We start from the raw sequence: 19,641 nt of genomic DNA, 5'->3' as shown, positions 1-19,641 counted from the left end.
AAAAAAATATCTTTACTATCAACTGTTGTTTTACCCAGCTCACTTTGTCTCCAAATCCATTTCCTAGTCTGTACAACATTTCCGCTTGTGAAGGTCAATTCTCCTGCATCTACCTTTTCATATTCCATTGCACCAAAAGGAAGAAAAACATCTCCTTCTCTACTAAAACGAACCTCTAAATCCTCATGTATATCCTTTAAGTCATGAGCCCCCAGTGAGATGCATTGCTCTATGGATACAGCATTGCATAAATCAACCAATGCATTGATTAATGGCAGCTGTCCCCCCTTGAGGATTCTTTTAAACATGGCCTCTACTGAAGGAGGGAATCGATTGGGATTAATATCAGCTTTGGTCATAAGTTCCCTGTAAAGAGAAACATTTGGAAGATCTCTTACCTGATTAGCATTAATGGTTTCTCGCATCCTTATTTCAGCACTTCTTAATCTTTTTTCATCCTCTTTGGTAGTTTCTGAGTTTTTTAAGTTTTTTCCTATTATGATTCCCATCTTAATATCTGAGCTCATATCAAAAACCGATGGATCCACTGTATATCGCATATCATCACTCCTCTATGGTTGATTATACATTATGGTAAAAATGGAATCAAGTGGAAAATAGATGACGAAAAAAATCTGAAAAATTAATGCTCTTATATAAAAAAACTATTCTTTCATGGATTAAGGAAAGAAAAACACGAAAAGGAAAAAAGGTAAAATGAGATATCTGGCGAATGTAAATAATTGAAATAAGAAGGATTATTTTCCAAACATTCGTTACCATTATTGAAAATGTCAATGCTTTTAAGAAGAGAAACTGAAATAGAGATTAATAATCCATGATGGGTTATATTCAAAGGGGGAATAAGTATGATTGAAATACCAGAAGCTATTGTGTTATCCCAGCAAATATGCGAAGCATTAAAGGGAAAAAGAATTGACCATGTCACGACAAATCAATCACCCCACAAGTTTGCTTGGTTTTTTGGTGATCCCAGTGAGTATGATACAAAATTGAGTGAAAAAAGCATAGAAAAGGTTGATGTCTTTGGGGGCTTTATCGAAATCAGCTTAGGAGATACAAAACTGCTGCTAGGTGAAGGTGTCAATTTAAGATACCTAATGAAGGGTGAAAAATTGCCGAAAAAGCACCAGCTGTTTGTACAGTTTGAGGATGAATCTGCACTGATTGCATCTATTCAAATGTATGGCGGTATTTGGTGTTTTAAAGATGGAGAATTTGATAATATCTATTACAAAATAGCCAAAGAAAAGCCGTCTCCATTGTCAGAGGAATTTGACTTAGATTATTTTGAGAAGCTTATAGCAGATGAAAACCTACAAAAGAAAAGTTTAAAGTTTGTTTTAGCTACAGAGCAGCGTATACCGGGCCTTGGCAATGGTGTATTGCAGGATATCCTATTTAACGCACAGCTTCATCCAAAAAGAAAGATCCTAACCCTCTCAGAGGAAGAAAGGGAGAAGCTATATCACTCAATCAAATTTACTTTGCAGGATATGGTTGTAAAGGGAGGACGAGACATAGAGAAGGATTTATTTGGATGCCCAGGGGGCTATGCCACTAAGCTGAGCAAAAAAACCGTCAATGAGCCGTGCAGTCTTTGTGGCAGCGATATCATCAAAGAAGCCTATCTTGGCGGAAGTATCTACTACTGCAAAGGATGCCAGCCGGAATAAGACGAGGAAAAAGAAAATGCAAATGCTCTTGGGTTCAGAAAAGCCTCATTTGCCCGGGAATTACACATCCTACATGGCAGGGCATTTTTCTTTTGTATAATAAAATCAAATGAGGTATTGGAGGATTAATATGGATCATGTGGGAGCTGGAATTATGCTGGTATTCATCGGCCTTTTTCTTGGATTTATAACCTATAAAAAGCATAGCTTTTTTTGGAATTTTTATAATACAAAAATATTACGTAAATATTTAGGAGATAATGCTACAGCTGGAGCATTATATATGATAAGCATAGTATTGATAGTTACTGGTTTTCTGGTATCAACAGGAATCCTTCAATAGCTTTTTAATACAGTGTTAGTTTAGCTTCTAATAGAATAAAAAGAGTGCTATATTCTTCATAAAAGACCTTAAACAGAAAAACTGGAGATCTGATGTCTCTAAGTCTGCAAGATGTAATTCATAGGTTTGATCATACCTTCTAATGGTTAAGAATTTTTTTGTCTTATACATGAAATAAATATAGAAAACTAGTTGTAAGATATAAAAGGTTGATAAGCTGATCTTTTGTATTTTGGGTGTAGTAATAAATTAAGGGGGGAATCAATGGGAACACGATTGAATAGAAAAAAGGAAATTGTAGCCGTATCATTGCCATCACTGATTTTTGGAATCATTTTTGCTTTCAGCAATTTTGTTGTTTTACCGTTAGCAGTTAAAAAAAGTGATGCCAATCCTTACTTGATTGCACAACTTGTGAATACTGTCTTAGTTTTTATACCTATATTTATTACAGCTCTGATTTATTTGAAATGCGAAGATCCCCAATGGAATTGGGTTGCTATTAAAAAAAGGATAGAATTGAGACAAATTGAAGGCAAGCAATTGCTTCTAATGGTTGGGACATTATTAGCTGCTATTTTACTTATTATCATATTTGCAATTGCAATTGAGTTCTTGCCTTTACCATTTGGAATGGAAGAAATTGAATCTATTTCACCTATAGAATTGAGACCTTTAGAAGGAAGGGAATTCTATTTTCTGTTATTGTTGCCTATTGGATTCTTTTTCAACTTTGTAGGAGAGGAGTTGCTATGGAGAGGTATATTGTATAAACGACAAGTTATGTTGTTTGGAAAATGGTCATGGATTGTAAATGGCATGCTTCATGCTGTGTTTCATCTATATATGGGATGGATGGCTATTTTGTTATTGCCAATCTTTTTAGCCATTGCATATACCTATCATAAAACAAGGAATCTTTGGATTGTCATTATCATGCATGCACTTGTTGGTGCGCCAGTGGATATTCTATTGATTTTGGGTATTGTAGGATAAAATATGGAGTTATGAGAGAAGATTTTAATCAAATAAATCACATATCTTTATTACTAACAAATTCAAGGTCATAAAAAAAGAGAAAATAACTGATGAATTTTGACGTTAAGAAAACTCCTTCCCAGCAAGAATTAGATATAATTTCAAGCTGGAAAGGAGTTTTTTTCATAATTTCTAGTTGGCTAAGCTGTCTAGTTCATAATTTTTATCGGTATTGATGTGGAAACCTTTATTTAGTATAGCATCTTTAGCTTTCCTCTCATAACTACATTGAGTAAAAGCGATTTCGCATTGCATTTTATGCTTACAGGTATCACAAGCAATTTTTTTCATATGCTGCTTTTGTTTTTCTGACATGATAAAAAGCTCTATAAATTCTTTTTTATTTTTGATAGTATCTATTATATAGGACTTGACTGCTTTGGTATAATGCTTCTTAATTAAATAAATTGCTTTTTTCCTATCCTTCAGTTGAATAAGCTCTAAGGATACCGTGTTGTCTACAATAGTTCCACGGATGGTCTTGGTACTTATTTTAATAGATAAGCTCCCATAAGGTATATCCAAATAATCAACCTTAGGAAGAATATGCCCCTTAATTTTTATTGGGAACAAATCATCCAAATTATAGCTTTCCTCTAATTGGATTTGAAAATATTTATCAAAAAGTCTAGTACGTAACATTTTTATATAGATAAGTGTGAAAAAAATAATACCCAGTAGTGAAATAATAACACCAAGATTAGTTAACATAATACCACCCTTTCTAATTCTATTTTAGCACATTCCACCACTAGCTTTTAACTGGATATTATTAGCAAGGGAAACAATCCATAACCCCACATAACTGTGCAGGAAATGTAGGATAGACAGCTGAGTTTTCTGTTATTCTATTGATAGAAGGGAGGTCATAGAAATGGATTCTATTAAAAAAATGAATGAAGCATTAAGCTATATTGAAAATCATCTTACGGATGAGATTGATTTCAAGGAAGTATCTCGACTGGCGCTATCCTCAGAATATCATTTTAAAAGGATGTTTTCTTTTCTAGCGGGAGTGCCGCTGTCTGAGTATATTCGCAGGAGACGTCTTACCCTTGCAGCTTTTGAACTGATCCATAGTGAGGTCAGAATCATAGATGTTGCCATTAAATATGGATACAGCTCACCAGACTCCTTTACAAGAGCCTTTCAAAGTATGCATGGTGTAACGCCATCTGAGGTCAGAAATCATAGTCAAGCACTAAAAGCTTATCCACCCATGACCTTTCAATTATCCATTAAGGGAGGAAATGAAATGAATTACCGAATTGTAGAGAAGGAAGCCTTTCGTATTGTAGGGTTGATGAAGAGAGTTCCTCTGATTTACCATGGAGTTAATCCAGCAATCGCAGCTATGTGGGAAAGCTTAACGGATGAAACGATACAGCAGCTTAAAGCCCTTTCCAATATTGAACCCTTTGGAATGATCAGTGGATCCACCAATTTTTCAGAAGGAAGAATGGAGGAAAAAGGAGAACTGGACCATTATATAGGGGTGGCAACAACAGAAAAGTCCCCAGAAAACCTAGCCCAGCTTGAAGTACCAGCTTTAACATGGGCAGTATTTGAGGCGGTGGGACCATTTCCCGATACCCTGCAGGATGTATGGGGACGTATCTACTCCGAGTGGTTTTTATCCTCAAGCTATCAGCAGGCTGAAGGCCCAGAGATCCTGTGGAATGAGGATAAAGATTTAAACTCACCAAATTTCAAAAGTGAAATATGGATACCGGTTTCAAAGAGAGAATAATGTTAAGATGTTAGTAGAGGAGGCAATGGGCTCCTCTCTTTTTATTGAGATTTTATATATAAGAGAAAAGACACCTATAATTGCAAATGAAAGGGTAGATTTCAAAAGACATAGAGTAAATTTAAAAAAGAGATGCTGTGGTGAAGGTAAAACTTTAGTATATAAAAAAATTAAAAATTAAGAATTTTTTGAAAATATGATATAATAATGCATATAATCATAATCTAATATATAAAGCTGTTGAGCAACTGAACTACTTTATTAAAGAGATTATTACTAAAAAAGGGGGTAAGCAGTATGCAAACCTGTAGTAAAGAAAGAGTACAAAACAAAATTGAGACCTTCGCTCAATTTGGTGATACCGGAAATGGAGGTATTACAAGATTTTCTTTGTCGAAGGAAGCCCTTCAGGCTAGGGAGGAATTTGTTAAGAGAATGGAGGCGTTGAGTGCTGAAATCGTAACAGATGATATGGCCAATATGTACGCAACCATCCAAGGAACAGAGGCAAATCTACCTAGGATTGTGATAGCGTCACATGTTGACTCCGTGAGAAATGGTGGGAACTATGATGGGATTCTAGGGGTTATAACAGCAATGGAGGTAGTCGAAACAATTGTTACAGAAAAAATTCCTCATAGATATCCCATTACTGCTATGATTTGGACAAATGAAGAGGGATCTCTTTATCCGCCTGCCATGATGTCCTCAGGTGTTGTTTGTGGTAAGTTCGACAAAGCCAAGATGCTGGCTTCAAAGAGCGCTGAAGGAAAAACCTTTGGTGAAGCTCTAGAGGAGAGCGGTTATATAGGTGATGAAATCAATAGACTTAATCCCAAGGATTATAGGGCTATGCTAGAATTACATATTGAGCAGGGACCTGTGCTTGAAGCTGAAGAAAAGCAAATTGGTGTTGTAGAGGGTGTTGTAGGAATGGTTAACTATAGAATCAGGACCTATGGACAATCTGATCATGCAGGAACCACACCAATGCAATACAGAAGAGATGCTCTTCTAGCTGCAGCCTCTGCTATAAAATATTTACATAGGGAGCTTGATAAGCTTGATAGCAATCTTGTTTACACAACAGGGGAGATTCTTTGCCATCCCAATGTACATACCGTTATTCCAGACTTTATTGACTTCTCGTTAGATGCAAGACATAAGGACCCAGAAGTTATTAAGCAGGTTGTGGAAGTAATCAAGAACATGCCTAAAGAATTTGATAAGTGTCAAGTGAAGTACGAAGAAGCATGGGCCCGTAATACAGTTGATTTTAATGATGAACTAGTTGGCTTTGTTCAAAAGAGTGCTGATGCCTATGGTTATTCAAGTAAGAAAATGTATAGTGGTGCAGGTCACGATGCTCAGTATGTTGCTGATATGATGCCTACTGCTATGGTTTTTGTACCAAGCAAGGATGGTCACAGCCATTGTGAACCAGAGTACACATCAGTTGAAGAGTGCTGGAGAGGCATAAATGTAGTTCTTCAGACAGTGTTAGAAATTGACAAGAAATAAAATCATTCTTTACTACAACACAGCTCAATGAGCTAGCGTAAAGGCTAAAAAATAATATAAATGAGATAGGAGCCCTTGCTATTTTCCCTTTATCAACCACTCTGATGCCTTCACAAAAAAACCTACAAAGGGAACAAAGGCAGCAGTAGCCATGATGTTAAATAAGGTATGGACATTTGCTACTTGTCTAGCGGCATTATAGGGGGACAATGAAGCAGAAATGTTGGTTAAAAAATTGATAAAAGGGAAAATAAGGATAACCCCAAGAAGATTAAAGAGCAGATGAATCACCGCTGCTCTTTTTCCTATGGGAGAAAGGCGGATACTTGCCAGTAATGTGGTAACACAGGTACCTATGTTTTGTCCCAAAAGGATAATAGCCGCACTGGATAAGGATATCAGAGAATTTGAAGCTAAGGATTGCAATATGGCAATCCCAGCACCACTACTCTGAATAATGGCAGTAATACAAAATCCCATCAGGATGCCCAATAGAGGATTGTTACCAAACTCTGAAAGAATTTCTTGAAATCGGATAAGACTTTCTAAAGGAGCAACTCCCCTGCTTAATAAATCAATGCCGACAAAAATAAGACTAAAGCCTAGCAATGCTTCTCCTGCAAAACGAAGCTTCCTATTTTTTTTGTGAAAGGATAGAAATATACCCATCATCAGAGGTATGAAAATATATTGATTCGGTTGAAATGCTATAAGCTGGGCTGTAACAGTGGTACCAATATTTGCACCCATAATAATAGGGGTTGCTTGATAAAGGGTAAGGAGCCTTGCCTCCACTAAACCTACTACGATGACAGTAGCACCGCTGCTGGATTGCAAAAGGGCAGAAGTAAGAATGCCGATGAGTACCCCCAAGATAGGATGAAGATGCATATTTCTGATGAAGCTTTTCAATCGACTTGAGGTAATTTGTTGCAGCCCCTCTGTCAAAAACCGCATTCCCAGTAAAAACAAGCCTAAGCCAGTAGATATACCTGATATAACCATCAACATTGAAATCCCCCCTCATAAAATATACGTTATAAAACGAGGGATAAAACTAAAATTTTTAACAAAAAAGATACCTATCAAAATAATAGGTATCTAAAGCTTTTAAGGTATTTATGATTAAGCTGTTACCAATTTCCCTACTCTCTCATTAATAACCAAGGCTAAGGGCGTTGCCACTACTACTTTGGCAATATCACCAGGAATAAAAGGCAGTGCTCCGGCAACAATGGCTTCATTTAATCCTATGCCAGCTACAACACTTAACCAGATGACACCGATAGCATAAACAACAATAATTCCTCCAACAACATTGGCAAGGGCTAAAAGGCTTAGCTTGGTGCCTTTACCCTTCAACAAGCTTATCACCATGACACCAACTAAAAAGCCTATCAGATAACCCCCTCTTGGGCCGAATACTACCCCAATGCCACCTATACCCCCAGCAAAAACAGGAAGGCCAATGATTCCTAAAAACAGGAAGGTTAATACACTAAAGATAGCTTGTCTCTTGGTTAGAATACAGCCAGCCAGCATGATGGCTAAGGTTTGTCCTGTAACTGGAACCGGTGAAAAAGGTAAAGGGATTGAAACAAATCCTAAAACGATGATCAGTGCTGCAAAAAGACTAGAATATGTAAGGTCTTTTATGGTTATTTTTTTTGACATGTTGGTACCTCCTTGGTAAAAGGATTTCAAAATTAATATAGGACTATTATAAACATTCACAAAATAAATGTCAACCTATAAAGAATTAAAGGTTAACGAATTCTAAAATTGTTGGGAAGAAAAATGCTGAAATTAGAGGAAGAATTAGGCATAATCTCGAATATATTAAAATCGAAAACATTATAAATGAATGCACAGGAGGAGAGACAATGCTTACCATCGCCATTGATGAATTTGGACATTTTAGTAGTAACAATGAAGTTAGTTTTGTTGGAGGATATATTTATACAGGGGAGGACTATCATGAAGAGAAGCTGCGATTATTTAACTTCCTAAAGGAAACCTGCGAAGGGTTTGTGTTTGAAGATGAGAAATTGACCTTTCCTAATGATATGCATTATGATAGAGGCGCTCAAAACAGGAAAAAGGTTAATTACTTTGAAGAAAACATAGAGAAGCCTTTAAAGGAATATCTCACTAAGAACGGTAAGTATCATCTGATCTGTATGATAAAAAGCAGAAAAGAAAGAGCAGATTTTATGAATATCAGTAACTTGGTGGACGATAGAAGGGCCAACAATCTATATGAGCACATGACCAGCGGGCTTTTACGAAACATACTTTTTAGTAATATAGATACAAAGGATGAGGAAGCTATACGTCTGGAAATACCAACTAGGGTTTCTGTTATAAAAAAGCATGAGAAGGAAAAGCTTCAGGAGTTTATAACCCTAGGCTACCCAGGAAATGAAATAGAAGGTGGGAAAAAATATAAATTTTTCTCTACGGATCAAAAAACCTTTAAAACTGCATTGGCTTCCATGATTATGAACTCTCCTAAGCGATATACCACAAGGTTTGAATCAATGAACATTCAATCCATTAACTATAAAGAAGAAAGTGTAGACATGGCTTTTCTTTATCTGGCAGATACCATCTGCAATTGCTTTAAGAGAAGGCTGAAGCTAAATCGGCAAAATTATGGAATGCAAAGCCTTCATGATTGGGCCAAAAGCTATACTGGAGAAAATGAACCTTATCTTTGGGCCTATGATGATCTTGATAGTGTATATCAAGAGATTATGGAGAAATACGAAAGAAAGGACTTTATAGGAACAGTAAGGGCATTGAATCAAGCAAGACATATTGAAAGTGACTTTTCAAAATATTATCAAGACAATTGGTTCAAGAAGATTCAAGAAAACCTTCAAAATGCCTTTGATTTAAACCAGGCGGGGGTGTATATCTCACAGTTAGATGCCTACTATACCAGAGACCATATCAACTATGATGAAGGCATCACTATTTTTGATGAACTATGGAGGTTAGTAAAAGAGAGAGAAGATAAGATAGATAAAGCAACTCTTTACCATTTGGCGGATGTTGGTATCAGGGCTTATAATCATCAGGGGATGGGAGGTAAGAAGAATCCTTATTATCAAATCTGTGAAGAGCTTAAGGAATATGTTCCTATAGAGACTTACCTGACAACTTTAAACAGAAGCATTCAAATCTATGTCAATGAATTCGATTTTGATGGAGCCATTGAAAAGCAAAGCTATACATTGGATTGCTTAGATATTTTGAAAAAAGCTAGGATAGATATATCTGAGCTAAATGAGACAAACAGCAGTATGTCAGCAAGAATGACCTCTAGGGGGAGGGTTTTGAGCTCATTAGGACAGTTTTATGCTTTTAAAAGAAATCCTGAAGCCCTACATTATTTTGAAGAAGCCTTAAAGGAGTTTGGTATGGATGAGGGCAATAGTCAAATAACCACCTCTCATATTTTAAACTTTGCCAGTGATCAAAAAAACCTAGCTGTATATGCAAAATATGCCCCAAGCTATTTTGGAGGAATGGAGGGAATCCATAAACAACTGGACTATCTAGAAAATAGCAAGGGAAAGGCTGCCTTTGGATTCTATACCTATATAAAAGGGTTGCATCAACTATATATGGATAGAATAGACGATGCTTTCCTAGAAAGAATCTTATCCTTAGATTTCAAAAAGATGGACTATGATACAAGCAGTAACCCTTGGCAATTGATTTATAAAAATATAGGAATGATTCTCTATAAAAAGAGCAAACCAAAGTTAGCAGTAAAGTATATGGACAAGGCATTGGAATGTGTCCGTCAACCAGGAGACACCATAATAGCCATAAACCATTTTACCAATATACAAAAGGCTTTTTATAGTGGAAAGAGAGAGGTATTAAAGGAGGCTATAGAGGAATTTAAGCTATGGCTGCAGGGAGAACCCAATATAGAAAGATATTTTGCAGAGGCTCTTACAGGAGAAGCCGAGGGAATCTATGAAAAATTATATGATAAGTTTACCTTTACTTATATATAATGCATGGATGAGGCTATGGAATAAGGGATAGTAAATTTATAAAAAATATCTTTGACAGAAAAGGGGGCAGAAAAATGAAGGACTTGTGTGAAAATAAGGGATTATGGTTAAAGAAAGAGAAGTACGAAAAATATCCTGAAATTTTGGTCCATGAATACAAGCGAATGTTTACCATGCTGGAGGAAGGACAAACCTCTGGGGTACTATTACAAATCAAAGATATGTTTGAGATTATGCTAAAGCTGCCGGTTCTAGCAGCCATCAGCCAGATCTATCATCAAGAGGAATGGAACCAAGAGGGAAAGGGATTGCTCTATAGTATTGTAAAAAAGCCTCTTGCCCTAGGGGACTGGCGGAATATTGCCAACAGACTGGGCAAAAATAAAGACATAGATATAAATGTAATAAAACTAATACAAAAGATTGCAAAGCAATACAAGGATTATGATTTAGTGGAGTGGAGAAATACAAATATCGGGCATGGAGCATTGAAGCTGGATACAGATGCATCCTTTAAAGAGGATTTAGAGGAAAAAATTGCTCTAATCACAGGGTATTTTGATGATGAAGAAATAGACAACATCTATACCAACTTTAAAATATCTACCCAAGAGAGCTTCCAACCTCTAGAAGAGAATCAACAAGCAATAGAAACCATTCAAAGCATCATAGTCATGGAGAAAGAAGTGCCGATGTTTCCGTATATGTTTATAGAAAACAATCAATTGTTTTTTTATGATACTTATTATTCTAGGAAGAAAAAAACCCATATGTTGAACTATACCCATGGTATAAAAAAAGAAGTCTATGGCGAAATTCACCAAAAGGTCACGGCATTACATAAAACTCTACGGAAGGATGGAGATCTCTACCAGGATATGCTTGATGACCAAGATGCTTCTTTAGAGGATCCAGTCTATTTTCAAATAGAAAGAATGGTTTTAGAAGAAATCTATAATGCTCAAGAGATTACTAGACCTTTCTATCTGGAGGAGTGGGTAAAGGGCTGCTTAGAGAAGGAAAAAGGAATTTTTCTATTGCAGATGGAGAGGGGCATGGGAAAAACTACCTTTTCAAGGGCATTGGACCAATTGAAAAATCATACTGTTAAGATAAAGAATACTACAGTCCGAGGATATTATTTTAATGATACCTATGGGTCAAAGGCTGCAGCCTTTGCTTCGGGCCTAACCTATACTTTGAAACGGGGGAAGAAGGCCGAAAACACGCCTTTGGACTATGAAGTTGAAGCTCTTGAGGGTGAAATAGAAGGCATCCATACAGGATTACAAAATAAAAAGGAAGCCATGATAAAGTTTTTGAGGCTTTGCAGCAGCAAGAGAAGGAAAAAGCTGCTATTAATACTAGATGGTATAGATGAAATTCCTGAAAATGAAATCCAGGAGATATTTGCCTTTCTTCCTCCTGCCCAGATGTTGCCTGAAAATGTATATATTTTCATAACTTCACGGGTGGATGAAGAGCTAGCTGAGTATACAAAAAAACAATTAAATACCTTGGGAGATGTGGAAAAGCTAAAGGTTCATAGGAATGATGAAAATAACATTGAAATACTAAAGAGCTATATAAAGAAAAGAGTATTAGGCTTAGGTGAGCAGGAGCCTACGATACAAGAGAAGAAAAAGATAGAAAAAATATTGCAGCTCTGCGAAAATCGATTTCTCTATTTAAATGCTTTAAAGGAAATAACCACCTCGACAGGTCAGGCGAATCTTGATGCATTGCTTGAAGGACAGCACCAGATTTTTCAATATTATTTAAAGGTTCTTAGGAGCCATTATGGAGAAAAATATTTTTATCACATCAAGAAGATCTTATGTATTTTGGCTATAGCCTATGAACCCCTTACCATAAGAGAAATAGCTTATTTGATGGGGGATGAAAAGAGAAGCTTCAAGCTATTAGGTTTTTTAAAGGATATAGGAGGGTTTTTGAAGACTGAGAGAAGTAATCGTGAGAGCAATGTAATCTCCATTGGTCATAAAAAACTGCAGGAAACCATTCAATTGAACTATGCTAGTGAAATCAAGGAGCTGATTCTGTCCTGGTGCAGCCAATTTGAAGGGATTCAGGTGGAGGAATCAGAGGATAAGGATTATTCTTCTGCCATCTACGATGGTGAGCAGCATTTAACAGCCCATATCCTTTATTATGTTACCTACTACCTAAAGAAGGATAAAGCACAAAGAGGCTTTAGGATCAATCCAGCAATGTTTTCAAAAATATTTAATTTAAACAATCAATATTTATTTCATGAGGGTGTTAAAGAATACCAAGTAGTACGAGGTTTGGCAGGGTATGCTAACCTGTTGGACTACGAAGCGTTTTTAAGTGATGAACTGATTACAAAGATCCAGATGAATCAGGGCATCCTCCGTAGCACCATAGGTGAGACTGGGAACGCAATCCCTCATTTTTTAAAGGCCATTAAGCATCTAAAAAATAAAATGCCTAGGAACATAGTAGAGAATAAAGAATTATTGGCCCAAATCTATTACAACCTAGCTATTTCCTGTAGAGGCGTGTGGCAGCTTTCCGATGCTTTAAAATATGCCAATGAAGCCATGAAATTATTAGAGCAATTACATAAAAGGGGAGAGCTATCCCTCCACAGACTTCTTTTAGATATCTATATTGAAAGAACCACCATATTAGAGGAACAGCATAGGATAGAGGAGGCATATAAATCCGTTGAAAAGGCAGTAGACTATGTAGAAGCTCTAAGGGAAAGTAACCATCTGGAAAGGGAAGCTCTGACGGCCTTTACCTACAGCAAGAGAGCCAATGTAAGGGATGCCATGGGAGATTATGAGGGAGCTATGGAGGATTACCGAGAAGCCATCACTATTTTAGAGAATTCTCAAAATCAAGAGGAAGGACATCCGCAGGAATTAACCTATCAATACCTAAACTTTGGGGTAACCTATGCCAATACCCATAAACATCAGGAAGCCATCAGCTATTATAATAAAGCATTGGAACTGATTGATGCTCTTAAGAAACAACAGGCCATCATCAATCGATCCCTATTTTTTAACCTATATAATAACCGAGGACAGGCTTATTTTCACCTTGATAGACATCCAGAGGCAATAGAGGACTATCATGAAGCCATCGTTATGCTAGAGGATATGAGAAAGGATAAAGAAATCGACAATGCCATCCTATATATATACATGGATGCTTATATGAATAGAGCTGCTTCCTATGCCCAACAGGAGGAATATACTGCTGCAATACAGGATTTAGATAAAACCATTGAGGTGAGAGAAGAACTAGTGGAGGATTTCACCAGACTGAAAAAATCATTTGATTATATTAGCTTAGCAGAAGCCTATTTAGGTAGGGGAAGCATTAAGGATGCATTGGGAGAAAGACAACCAGCGATAGATGATTATCAGAAGGGACTACAATATTTTGAGAAAAGTAAATCTAGTCCAAAATTGAATCACCAGAGGATAAAGCATTATAAAGACAGAATCCAAGCATTAATGAAGTTATAAAGAGAATACCAACTATAAGAGGCGATGAGGTTTTACACTATCCATCGTCTTTTGTTATCTTGATTGAAAGATTTCATCATATTTCCGGCCTTAGAGAATAAACATTAAATAGAATACTTTCACCATAGGGGGAGTTGTATGAGAATTTATGTTTTTTCTAAAAGAACGATTGCTATTTCTTTGATAATCATACTTATGATGCTTATACTAATTCTTTTTCTAACTAGCTTTGATAGAGGCTTAGCCAGTATGGTAGCAGTCTTTTCGCCTGAGAGAAAACTGCCCATTTACAGCGTAGAAACGGAGGAGAAGAAAATAGCTATTAGCTTTGATGCTGCATGGGGCGATGAGTTTACTGATGATATTTTAGATACTTTGGATAAATATGATGTGAAAACTACCTTCTTTTTAGTTGGGTTTTGGGTAGACAAATATCCTGATATGGTTAAAAAAATACATAGTAGAGGCCATGAGATTGGAAATCATTCCTCAACCCATCCCCATATGTCAAAATTAAGTAGAGAGCAGATTATTAATGAACTACAGACCACAGAGAAAAAGATAGAAGCTATTATTGGAGAAAGACCTACTGTTTTTCGACCACCCTTTGGGGATTATAATAACCTGCTAATTACCACTGCAGATGAAATCGGCTACTATACCATTCAATGGGATGTAGACTCCTTAGACTGGAAGGAGATGGGGGTGAACCCAGTTGTAGATAGGGTCTCAAGAAATGTAAAAAATGGTTCCATTGTACTTTTTCATAATAATGCAAAATATGTTGCTGAGTACCTGCCATTGGTATTAGAAAGATTACAGCAGCAGGGATATCAAATCGTACCAATATCTGAGCTGATTATGAAAGATGACTATAGGATGGATCCTTCCGGCAGACAACAACCTCTTAATTAACCCAAAAAGCTTTATACATAATTTCTTCATCAACTACAAAATATAATATTACTGTAGTTAAGCGGATGAAGAGGAGATGTGGAAATGATTATCGATAATATAGAGATAAAGGGCGTTACTTGTGACTCTAGAAAAGTAAAAGAGGGGTATGCATTTGTGGCTCTAATAGGTGAAAAAAACGATGGAAATAATTATATTGATGAGGCCATACAAAAAGGAGCCTCTATTATTTTTACGGAAAAAGACATAGAGATCAAAACAGTGCCAGTAAAAAAAGTAGAAAATGCTAGAAGAAAACTGGCGGAGCTATGCAATACCTTTTATGAATATCCTACAGAGAAATTAACTGTCATAGGGGTAACGGGAACCAATGGAAAAACAACCACCACCCATCTAATCTATCATATACTGAAAAGCAATGGCATTTCCACAGGACTTATAGGCACACTAAATACAAAAATAAATGATAAAGAATACAAAAATCAGCTAACAACACCTGATGCAGAGGTGATTTATGCATATCTCCATAAGATGGTTAAAGAAAAGGTGCAGGTAGTGGTTCTAGAGGTATCCTCCCATGGCCTAAAAAACGAAAGAGTGTGGGGCATAGAATTTGATATTGCAGTTCATACCAATATTGAAAGAGATCATTTATACTTTCATAAAACCCTTGAGGATTATATTGCATCAAAGAAGAAATTGTTTGACCATTTGTCCCCTGGAAAGATAGGAATAATCAACTTAGACGATGATGGGGGGGTAAAGCTTTTAGATAAAAACAATCATATCTTAGTTATCACCTATGGCTTGAGTGGCAAGGCCACCATTACTGCCTCCAGCATCGATACAGGCTTAACAACCTCTTTTACTTTTTGTCTACAGAGGGGATTAACCACCTTATCAGGGGTGGAAATAGAGGCTTTTGAGTACCCATTTTCTATCGATATTATTGGTAAGCACAATATCTATAACACCTTGGCAGCCATAACCTGTGGTTTATTGCTGGACATCCCTATAGAAGCTATGGCAAAGTCTTTGAAAAAATTTAAAAATGTTCCAAGAAGGATGGACATTATCTATCAAGGGGAGTACACCATCATTGATGATTTCTGTCATAATCCTGCCAGCTATGAAACCGTTTTTGAAAGCATACAAAGCATGCCATATAAAAATCTTCATATCATTAATGCCATTAGAGGCAACAGAGGCATAGAGATTAATTATGAGATAGCCGAAATCATGAAACAGTGGCAGTCCATATTAAAAGCAGAAACCATTGTTATCACTGAAAGTGTCGATTATACTGAACCACTGGACGTAGTAGGGAAAAAAGAAAGAGATATTTTCATTGAGGTCCTCAGTAGGGAAAATATTTCCTTTACCTATGAAAAAAAGCTGAAGGATAGTATAAAAAATATAATGCCCAAGCTGGGAAAGGGGGATATTTTATTGTTGCTAGGTGCTCAGGGGATGAACCATGGGGCTGAGGTATGCATGCGTTATCTAAGAGCTAGAAATACATATGAAAAGGCACCCCATACAATAGGGTACCAAGATATCATTCCTAGGCATTAATCATAGCAGGATTGAAAAATTATTCATAAAAGATTCTTTTATAAGACATAATTATCTCTTCTGTTGAATAATAATGTTTATAGATTCGTCCAAAAATAAACATAAGAATAGAAGGGGGAGTGGGGTATTGTGTCAGATACTTTTATGAATAGTAATAGTGTAATCCTAGTAGGTAAAATAATTGGGGAAAAAGAGTTTAGTCATGAAATATATGGGGAAGGTTTTTATATTTATACGATAGAGATCCCTCGTCTTAGTGATTCCTGCGATTATCTACCGTTAACCATCTCGGAAAGGCTTTTAGTAGACATCAATATAAAATCAGGTGATATTATAAAAGCAGAAGGGCAATTAAGGTCCTACAATAAATTTATCAATGGCAATAATAAGCTGGTGTTGACTGTTTTTGTAAGGGATATTACTACTATAGTGGAGGAAGAAGAATCAAAAAACCCAAACCAGATATATCTAGATGGATTTATTTGTAAACAGCCAATTTACAGGGAAACACCCTTTGGTAGAGAAATCACAGATTTGTTGATAGCTGTCAATAGATCCTATAATAAATCCGACTACATACCATGTATCGCTTGGGGCAGAAACGCAAGATTTTCATCCAAGCTGGAGGTTGGAGACCATATTAGGACATGGGGACGAATTCAAAGTAGAAGGTACCAAAAGAAGTTTCAGGATGGTACGGTCCTAAATAAAACCGCCTATGAGGTATCCATATCCAAGATGGAAATGGTGGAGGAGGAGTAAAATCAAGGAAGGATGCCGGCTGGAGGATAATAGAATCTAAGTAAATATAGGCACAGTATTAGTGCTGAAGGCGTATATAGCATGAGTCTTTAGATAGACTGGGGATAAGGCAGTAGGCACATGCAAAATGAGGCATTTGATTGATATACATTCCATTCATTTCCCATTATAATAATAACTAACCAACAAAATAATATTTGGCAAAGCCATTGAAAGATGGTGACGCAAAGCTAAAGGGGCTAAGGTGGACTACCACTATGCCAGCCAGTTGCGAGGGTACTGATTCTAGTGTTTATTTATAGAGCCCCTGGCCGTCTGGCGAGGGTTCTTTCTATTTGGAAGGAACCAACGGAAATTATCAAAATATTATGAAAATGAAAAGGAGGAAAAAGAATGGAATTACTAAAGAGATTGTGGAGAGAAGAAGAAGGACAAGGAATGACAGAGTATGGTTTGATTATCGCATTGGTAGCCTTAGCAGTTATTATTGGGCTAAGGGCACTAGGGACAGGATTAGGAGAAATCTTTGATAACATTAAAGATACATTAGCTGGTGCTGAGGCAGGCGGCGGTACAGGAGAAGGATCTTAATACATAGCCCTACCTATAGAGGTAGGGCTTCATTTTCACAAAAGAGGAAGTGAAAAGGGATGGAAAATATTTTATTGATGATTACCTTGATGATTTGTTTAGTAACAGATATAAAAAAAAGAAAAATCTATAATAAGGTTTTGGTACCAGCCTTAACTATTGGGCTTCTTATACATTTATGGACTGGGGGCTGGGTTGGCATAAAAGAGGCTCTCGTAGGTTTTATAGTAGGTCTTTGTATCCTATTGATTCCTTTCCTATTAGGAGGAATTGGAGCAGGGGATGTAAAGCTTCTAGCCACCATCGGAGCTATTAAAGGTGCAACCTTTGCCCTCTATACAGGGATTTGGATGGGATTAGCTGGAGGGGTTATCGCTATTGGGATATTGCTTTATCAGAGAGAGCTATTATCTACTGTAAAGTCAATAGGACAAGGCCTTAAGCTTATGATGATTTCAGGATTTAAGATCATCTCCTTTGATAATAATGTCGAAAATAACATGTTTCCTTATGGATTGGCCATAACCATTGGTGCAATAATGGCTTTTATAATAGTGGGGTGACATTGATGATAAATAAACTTAGAAAAAGTGAAAATGGACAGGCTCTTGTAGAATTGGCATTAGTGCTGCCGATTCTACTACTCCTTGTTTTTGGCATGATTGAGTTTGGTAGGGTTTTTGGTACACAGCTGGTTATCCTGCATGGTGCAAGAGAAGGGGCAAGGGCGGCAGCAGTGGGAGCCAGTGACACAGAGGTGGTTGCTATTGTACAAAATCGAACCTCACCCCTTACCTTGGATGCATCAAAGCTAACGGTTGAAGTGACACCGTCGGATGTATCTCGACAAAGGGGAGATGGCGTGGCGATCCAGGTGCAGTATCCTGTGAAAATCTATGCACCCTTTATTTCAGCTATTATGAATGATTCTTACACGGTATCCGGCAGAGTCATGATGCGAATGGAGTGAGGAGAGAGAAAATGATAAAAAAATTGATAAAAGAAGAAAAGGGAAGTGCAATTATTCTCGTAGCTCTAGGGTTGACGGTATTTATGGGGGTGTCGGCAGTGGTTTTGGATGCTGGGCTATTATATATAGCAAAATCTCAGCTCAGCAATGGAGTAGATGCCGCTGTCTTGGCAGGAGCACAGGAGCTCCCTTTTTTTCCTGAAAAAGCAGTAGATGCCGCAAGAGTATATGGCATCGCCAACGATTTGCGGGAGGAAGAGATAAACATAGAGGTGTATGACAATGATAGAATCCTCAAGGTCTCGGCAGAAAGAAATATAGCCTTCTTTTTTGCTAGATTTATAGGCTTCAGCGATAGCATGGTAAGGGCAGATGCAGTTGCCCAGGTAGCCCCCATTGCAGGAGTCAATGGTGCAGTACCATTGGGTATAGAGGATTTTAACTTTCAATTCAATGAAGAGTATACCCTAAAGGTAGGAGCAGGTGAATCAGAAGAAGGTTGGTTTGGTGCCCTAGCCTTAGGCGGTTCAGGTTCTAAAACCTATGAAGAAAATCTTACAGATGGCTATGAAGGCATCATTAGAGTAGGGGATGTATTAGATGTAGAAACGGGGAACATGTCTAACCCCACCAAGAGAGCGATAGATTTTAGAATAGAAAAATGCAATCATATCCCCTATTGCACCGCAGCCAGCTTTCATCCCGCATGTCCTAGACTTTTAAAGGTGCCTATTATACAGGAGGTAGGACACAAGCAGGTGCAGGTAATGGGCTTCGCAATGTTTTTAGTAGATGAGGTAGAGGGACAAGGAACTGATAACTTTATTACAGGGAGATTTATAAAAACAGTTTCTGAAGGAGAAATTGACTTTGACGGAAGCGACTATGGTTTATATGGAGTAAAGCTAACACAATAAATAT

18 protein-coding genes and 1 riboswitch are annotated in these 19,641 nt (G+C 37.1%); of the genes, 14 read left to right on the top strand and 4 right to left on the bottom strand.

Annotated elements, in window-relative coordinates; all coding sequences use genetic code 11:
- The coding region (locus BMX10_RS14120; protein ID WP_090445647.1) for a B3/B4 domain-containing protein at window positions 1–560 on the bottom strand (560 nt) is incomplete at its 3' end.
- Window positions 561–869: 309 nt separating this feature from the next.
- Here BMX10_RS14120 and BMX10_RS14115 point away from each other — a divergent pair.
- The 3 genes from BMX10_RS14115 (at window position 870) to BMX10_RS14105 (ending at window position 3,036) form a co-directional block, all read left to right on the top strand.
- A complete protein-coding gene (locus BMX10_RS14115; protein ID WP_090445645.1) occupies window positions 870–1,697 on the top strand; it encodes an endonuclease VIII in 828 nt (275 codons plus the stop codon).
- A 130-nt stretch (window positions 1,698–1,827) separates the two neighbouring features.
- Window positions 1,828–2,040 (top strand): hypothetical protein, encoded by a 213-nt coding sequence (locus tag BMX10_RS14110; protein WP_090445644.1) that lies wholly within the window; start codon window positions 1,828–1,830, stop codon window positions 2,038–2,040.
- A gap of 264 nt (window positions 2,041–2,304) precedes the next feature.
- Window positions 2,305–3,036, top strand: a complete 732-nt coding sequence (locus BMX10_RS14105) for a CPBP family intramembrane glutamic endopeptidase (protein WP_090445641.1) — start codon at window positions 2,305–2,307, stop codon at window positions 3,034–3,036.
- Window positions 3,037–3,210: 174 nt separating this feature from the next.
- Here the strand turns inward: BMX10_RS14105 and BMX10_RS14100 are convergent, their stop codons facing one another.
- Window positions 3,211–3,789 (bottom strand): hypothetical protein, encoded by a 579-nt coding sequence (locus BMX10_RS14100; RefSeq protein WP_090445638.1) that lies wholly within the window; start codon window positions 3,787–3,789, stop codon window positions 3,211–3,213.
- Between the two features lie 163 nt (window positions 3,790–3,952).
- On the opposite strand from BMX10_RS14100, the gene BMX10_RS14095 reads away from it, so the two are divergent.
- Window positions 3,953–4,828 carry an AraC family transcriptional regulator gene (locus BMX10_RS14095; RefSeq protein ID WP_090445635.1) on the top strand — a complete coding sequence of 292 codons (876 nt, stop codon included), beginning with the start codon at window positions 3,953–3,955 and terminating at the stop codon, window positions 4,826–4,828.
- A 297-nt stretch (window positions 4,829–5,125) separates the two neighbouring features.
- On the top strand, window positions 5,126–6,349 hold the full coding sequence (locus BMX10_RS14090) for a Zn-dependent hydrolase (protein ID WP_090445632.1): 1,224 nt from the start codon (window positions 5,126–5,128) through the stop codon (window positions 6,347–6,349).
- 78 nt (window positions 6,350–6,427) lie between these two features.
- Here the strand turns inward: BMX10_RS14090 and BMX10_RS14085 are convergent, their stop codons facing one another.
- Both BMX10_RS14085 and BMX10_RS14080 read right to left on the bottom strand, forming a co-directional pair.
- Window positions 6,428–7,360 carry a Na/Pi cotransporter family protein gene (locus tag BMX10_RS14085; protein ID WP_090445629.1) on the bottom strand — a complete coding sequence of 311 codons (933 nt, stop codon included), beginning with the start codon at window positions 7,358–7,360 and terminating at the stop codon, window positions 6,428–6,430.
- Window positions 7,361–7,474: 114 nt separating this feature from the next.
- Window positions 7,475–8,023: a biotin transporter BioY gene (locus BMX10_RS14080; RefSeq protein WP_090445627.1), complete on the bottom strand. Its 549-nt coding sequence runs from the start codon at window positions 8,021–8,023 to the stop codon at window positions 7,475–7,477.
- A 209-nt stretch (window positions 8,024–8,232) separates the two neighbouring features.
- On the opposite strand from BMX10_RS14080, the gene BMX10_RS14075 reads away from it, so the two are divergent.
- The 9 genes from BMX10_RS14075 (at window position 8,233) to BMX10_RS14035 (ending at window position 19,637) form a co-directional block, all read left to right on the top strand.
- On the top strand, window positions 8,233–10,383 hold the full coding sequence (locus BMX10_RS14075; RefSeq protein ID WP_090445624.1) for a hypothetical protein: 2,151 nt from the start codon (window positions 8,233–8,235) through the stop codon (window positions 10,381–10,383).
- 74 nt (window positions 10,384–10,457) lie between these two features.
- Window positions 10,458–13,907, top strand: a complete 3,450-nt coding sequence (locus BMX10_RS14070) for a tetratricopeptide repeat protein (protein ID WP_090445621.1) — start codon at window positions 10,458–10,460, stop codon at window positions 13,905–13,907.
- Between the two features lie 138 nt (window positions 13,908–14,045).
- A complete protein-coding gene (locus BMX10_RS14065; RefSeq protein ID WP_090445618.1) occupies window positions 14,046–14,822 on the top strand; it encodes a polysaccharide deacetylase family protein in 777 nt (258 codons plus the stop codon).
- Between the two features lie 84 nt (window positions 14,823–14,906).
- On the top strand, window positions 14,907–16,397 hold the full coding sequence (locus BMX10_RS14060) for a Mur ligase family protein (protein ID WP_090445615.1): 1,491 nt from the start codon (window positions 14,907–14,909) through the stop codon (window positions 16,395–16,397).
- 129 nt (window positions 16,398–16,526) lie between these two features.
- Entirely contained in the window at window positions 16,527–17,159 is a 633-nt protein-coding gene (locus tag BMX10_RS14055; RefSeq protein WP_090445612.1) for a single-stranded DNA-binding protein, read from the top strand.
- Window positions 17,160–17,348: 189 nt separating this feature from the next.
- A riboswitch (cyclic di-GMP riboswitch) is annotated at window positions 17,349–17,435 on the top strand.
- 117 nt (window positions 17,436–17,552) lie between these two features.
- Window positions 17,553–17,750 (top strand): Flp family type IVb pilin, encoded by a 198-nt coding sequence (locus BMX10_RS14050; protein WP_090445609.1) that lies wholly within the window; start codon window positions 17,553–17,555, stop codon window positions 17,748–17,750.
- Window positions 17,751–17,809: 59 nt separating this feature from the next.
- On the top strand, window positions 17,810–18,313 hold the full coding sequence (locus BMX10_RS14045; protein WP_090445606.1) for an A24 family peptidase: 504 nt from the start codon (window positions 17,810–17,812) through the stop codon (window positions 18,311–18,313).
- A gap of 5 nt (window positions 18,314–18,318) precedes the next feature.
- Complete coding sequence (locus tag BMX10_RS14040; protein WP_090445603.1) at window positions 18,319–18,720, top strand: TadE/TadG family type IV pilus assembly protein; 402 nt, start codon at window positions 18,319–18,321, stop codon at window positions 18,718–18,720.
- Between the two features lie 11 nt (window positions 18,721–18,731).
- The gene (locus tag BMX10_RS14035; protein ID WP_090445600.1) at window positions 18,732–19,637 is read left to right on the top strand and encodes a TadE/TadG family type IV pilus assembly protein; all 906 of its coding nucleotides are present in this window, start codon (window positions 18,732–18,734) and stop codon (window positions 19,635–19,637) included.
- The last annotated feature ends 4 nt before the right edge of the window (window positions 19,638–19,641 follow it).

Source organism: Natronincola peptidivorans (assembly GCF_900111615.1).
GTDB lineage: Bacteria > Bacillota > Clostridia > Peptostreptococcales > Natronincolaceae > Natronincola_A > Natronincola_A peptidivorans.
The sequence above is the reverse complement of the archived record's forward strand: the minus strand, read 5'-3'. Positions and strand labels throughout refer to the sequence as shown.

What these genes read in the sequence shown, in the direction of transcription:
- BMX10_RS14115 (WP_090445645.1), top strand. Translation starts at nt 870, where the DNA reads ATGATTGAAATACCAGAAGCTATTGTGTTATCCCAGCAAATATGCGAA.
- BMX10_RS14110 (WP_090445644.1), top strand. Translation starts at nt 1,828, where the DNA reads ATGGATCATGTGGGAGCTGGAATTATGCTGGTATTCATCGGCCTTTTT.
- BMX10_RS14105 (WP_090445641.1), top strand. Translation starts at nt 2,305, where the DNA reads ATGGGAACACGATTGAATAGAAAAAAGGAAATTGTAGCCGTATCATTG.
- BMX10_RS14100 (WP_090445638.1), bottom strand. Translation starts at nt 3,789, where the DNA reads ATGTTAACTAATCTTGGTGTTATTATTTCACTACTGGGTATTATTTTT.
- BMX10_RS14095 (WP_090445635.1), top strand. Translation starts at nt 3,953, where the DNA reads ATGGATTCTATTAAAAAAATGAATGAAGCATTAAGCTATATTGAAAAT.
- BMX10_RS14090 (WP_090445632.1), top strand. Translation starts at nt 5,126, where the DNA reads ATGCAAACCTGTAGTAAAGAAAGAGTACAAAACAAAATTGAGACCTTC.
- BMX10_RS14085 (WP_090445629.1), bottom strand. Translation starts at nt 7,360, where the DNA reads ATGTTGATGGTTATATCAGGTATATCTACTGGCTTAGGCTTGTTTTTA.
- BMX10_RS14080 (WP_090445627.1), bottom strand. Translation starts at nt 8,023, where the DNA reads ATGTCAAAAAAAATAACCATAAAAGACCTTACATATTCTAGTCTTTTT.
- BMX10_RS14075 (WP_090445624.1), top strand. Translation starts at nt 8,233, where the DNA reads ATGCTTACCATCGCCATTGATGAATTTGGACATTTTAGTAGTAACAAT.
- BMX10_RS14070 (WP_090445621.1), top strand. Translation starts at nt 10,458, where the DNA reads ATGAAGGACTTGTGTGAAAATAAGGGATTATGGTTAAAGAAAGAGAAG.
- BMX10_RS14065 (WP_090445618.1), top strand. Translation starts at nt 14,046, where the DNA reads ATGAGAATTTATGTTTTTTCTAAAAGAACGATTGCTATTTCTTTGATA.
- BMX10_RS14060 (WP_090445615.1), top strand. Translation starts at nt 14,907, where the DNA reads ATGATTATCGATAATATAGAGATAAAGGGCGTTACTTGTGACTCTAGA.
- BMX10_RS14050 (WP_090445609.1), top strand. Translation starts at nt 17,553, where the DNA reads ATGGAATTACTAAAGAGATTGTGGAGAGAAGAAGAAGGACAAGGAATG.
- BMX10_RS14045 (WP_090445606.1), top strand. Translation starts at nt 17,810, where the DNA reads ATGGAAAATATTTTATTGATGATTACCTTGATGATTTGTTTAGTAACA.
- BMX10_RS14040 (WP_090445603.1), top strand. Translation starts at nt 18,319, where the DNA reads ATGATAAATAAACTTAGAAAAAGTGAAAATGGACAGGCTCTTGTAGAA.
- BMX10_RS14035 (WP_090445600.1), top strand. Translation starts at nt 18,732, where the DNA reads ATGATAAAAAAATTGATAAAAGAAGAAAAGGGAAGTGCAATTATTCTC.